At 71.0% G+C, this 3,108-nt stretch carries 3 protein-coding genes; all 3 read right to left on the reverse strand.

Annotated elements, in window-relative coordinates; all coding sequences use genetic code 11:
- On the reverse strand, window positions 1-1,398 hold a 1,398-nt coding region (locus B551_RS15685), incomplete at its 3' end, for a class I adenylate-forming enzyme family protein (protein ID WP_023264488.1).
- A complete protein-coding gene (locus B551_RS15690; protein WP_006580018.1) occupies window positions 1,395-2,639 on the reverse strand; it encodes an acyl-CoA dehydrogenase family protein in 1,245 nt (414 codons plus the stop codon). The genes B551_RS15690 and B551_RS15685, both read right to left, overlap by 4 nt.
- 114 nt (window positions 2,640-2,753) lie before the next feature.
- The coding region (locus B551_RS15695; protein WP_023264489.1) for an alpha/beta fold hydrolase at window positions 2,754-3,108 on the reverse strand (355 nt) is incomplete at its 5' end.

Here is a 3,108-nt window from a genome sequence, read left to right on the forward strand (position 1 = left end):
CTCGCCCCAGCGCGGATCGGGCAAACCCACCACCGCGCATTCGGCCACGCCGGGCAGCGCGACCAGCGCGTTCTCGATCTCGGCCGGATAGATGTTCTCGCCGCCGGAGATGATCATGTCCTTGCTGCGTCCGACCACCTCGATGCAGCCGTCGGCGTCGCGATGCGCGAGATCGCCCGAGCGGAACCAGCCGTCGGCGAAGCCGGGATGGCAAGGCTCGCGCCAGTAGCCCTGCATCAGATTGCTGGCGCGAATGCAGATCTCGCCGACCTCCCCGTCCGCCACGTCGTTGCCGTCGCGGCCGAGCAGCCGCACCTGCGCCTCGGGCTGCGGCCAGCCGGCATAGCCGGGCCGCGCCATCGCCTCGTGCAGGCGCAACACGATCGAGACCGGACCGGTCTCGGTGGCGCCGTAGACCTGCCCCAGCGGCACGCCGCGCGCATGGAAGGCATCGATATAGGCGCGCGGGATCGTCGACGAGCCGGCCATCACGCCGCGCAGCACGCTCAGGTCGGCGTCGGCCCAGCCGGGATGCTCGAGCACCGCGCGCAGCGTGGCCGGCACCATCAGCGACAGCGTCGGCCGTGCGTCGGCCAACGCCTGCAGCCAGGCGTCCGGCGCGAAGCGCTCGTGGAGTGTCACCTGCGCGCCCAGCAGCAGCGCCGGCACGGTCTGGATGCACAGGCCGCCGACATGGAACATCGGCAGCGTCGACAGGACATGATCGCTGTCGCGCATGGCGTGCGCCCACCAGCTGGCACGCGCGTTGGCCAGCAGCGCCGCCTGCGTATGCAGGGCGCCCTTGGGCTGGCCGGTGGTACCGGATGTGTAGACCAGCAGCAGCGGCGTGTCGTCGGGCATCGGGCCGATTGGCGCGTCGCTCGGCTCGGGCGGCGCCGGGCTGTCGATCAGCCGGTCGATATGGGCGTGGCGGACGGTACCGCCCGCGCCTTCGCCTTCGACTCCCTCCGCACTGGCACGCGGGACCGTGACCGTGACCGCGACGGCGGCCGCGGCATCGGCATGCGCATCGTCATGGAAGATCGCGCGCACGCCGGCGTGCGATGCGATCGCGGCGAGCTCGGGCACCGCCAGCCGGTAGTTCAGCGGCACGAAGATCGCGCCGAGCCGCGCGCAGGCGAACAGCAGCGCCAGCTGCAGATCGTGGTTCAGGCACAGCGTCGCCACGCGGTCGCCGCGCGCGATGCCCCAGTCGGCCAGCAGATGCGCGGCGACCCGCTCGATGCGGCTCCACAGCTTGGCATAGCCGATCGTGCGGCCGCGGAAATGCAGCGCCGGGCGTTGCGGCTGCGTGTCGGCCAGCGCGTGCAGCGGCCGCAGCAGCGCGCCGACGCTGGCCGCATCCAGATGCGGCCGCCCTCCACAGGCGCCGCTCATTCGTCGCGCTCGCCCGGTTCGTACAGCGTCTCGCGGCCCATGCGGTCGAGGATCAGCTCGGCGGTCCACGGCAGCATCAGCGCGCCGCAGCGCGAATCGCGATAGAGCCGCTCGAGCGGCAGATCCTTCAGCATCGATTGGCCGCCGCAGGTGCGGATCGCCAGCCGTGCGATATCGTTGGCGCCCTCCATTACCGCGTAGTGCGCGGCGTAGAGACGCATGCGCTGGTCCTTGGCCGGATTGGGCCGCGCCTCGTGGATGACGCGCCAGAACAGCGAGCGCATCGACTCGAGCTGGATCCGCATCTGCGCCACCGCGATCTGCTTGGTCGGATACATGCGCCGCTTGACCGGCGGCTGGCCTGGAACTTCGCCGCGCAGGTATTGCACGGTGAAGTCGTAGGCGGCCTGCGCCACGCCCAGATACGTCGGCGACAGCGTGAAGAACATCGCCGGCCAGGTCTGGGCGGCCTTGTAGTAGACGCCGCGCGGCATCAACTGCTCGTCGTCGGGCACGAACACGTCCTTGAGCAGCAGCGTGCGCGAGACCGTGCCGCGCATGCCCATCGGATCCCAGTCGCCGGTCACGGTCAGCCCTTCGGCCTTGCCGGGCACCGCGATATACAGCGTGTCGCGCATGTCGGGATGATGATCGCCGCGGTCCTCGGTGCAGAGGATGCCGTAGTAGTCGGCGGCGCCCGACAGCGAGGCGAAGATCTTGCGGCCGTTCAGCAGCCAGCCGCCCTCGACCTTGCGCGCGGTGGTGCCGAACGGCGCCTTGCCGGCGGCGGCCGCCGAGCCCTCGGAGAACGGCTGCGCATAGACCGCGCCGTCCTTGACCACGCGCGCGAAATGCAGCTCGCGGCGGGCCGCGTGTTCGGCGCGCTGCGCGTCCGTCATCGCGATGCCGTCGGCCAGCATGCCGGTCCACATCGTCGAGCAGATATGCATGTTGTAGGTCAGCGCGGTGGCGCCGCAGAAGCGGCCGATCTCCGCGCCGATCATGCAGTAGGTCGCGAAGTCCGCGCCCTCGCCGCCGAAGGCCTTCGGCACGCACAGCGCCAGCAGCCCGGCCTCGCGCAGATCGTCGTAATTGGCGAACGGGAAGCTCGCCTCGCGGTCCCACTGCGCCGCGCGCGGCGCGAAGCGTTCGCGGCCGAGCCGGTTGGCCAGCGTCAGCAGACGGACCTGATCGTCGGTGAAATCGGCCTCGCCGACAGCGGGAACGAAGTCCAGGGGCATGATGGTGTCTCTCGTGGTCAGCTTGTTATGCGTTGGGTGCGGTAGTGCGTCGGTGCGTCGGTCTGGTTGTGCCGTGGTGCGGTGGCGCATTGCTTCGACACGTCCGGGCCGACGTCAGCGGACCGGAAAATGCCGCGCCAGGAAATCGAGCACGGCCTCGTTGAACCGCGCCGGCCGCTCCATGCAGGCCAGATGGCCGACGCCCGGCAGGCAGCGGTACTCGGCGCCGGGAATGCGTGCCGCCATCCGTTCCATCACGGCCGGCGCCGCATTGGCGTCGTGCTCGCCGGCCAGCGCCAGCACCGGCACCGCGATGCGCGCCAGCGCCTCGCGCTGGTCGAACCGCACCAGCGCATGCAGCGCGGCGCGATAGGTGTCGGGCGGCACGCTCGCCATCACGCGGGTGGCGAAGGCCACCGCATCGGCCGGCGCGTCGGGCGCGACCATGCCGCGCACCAGGCCGGCCGCC

Source organism: Cupriavidus sp. HPC(L) (assembly GCF_000307735.3).
Classification (GTDB): Bacteria; Pseudomonadota; Gammaproteobacteria; order Burkholderiales; family Burkholderiaceae; genus Cupriavidus.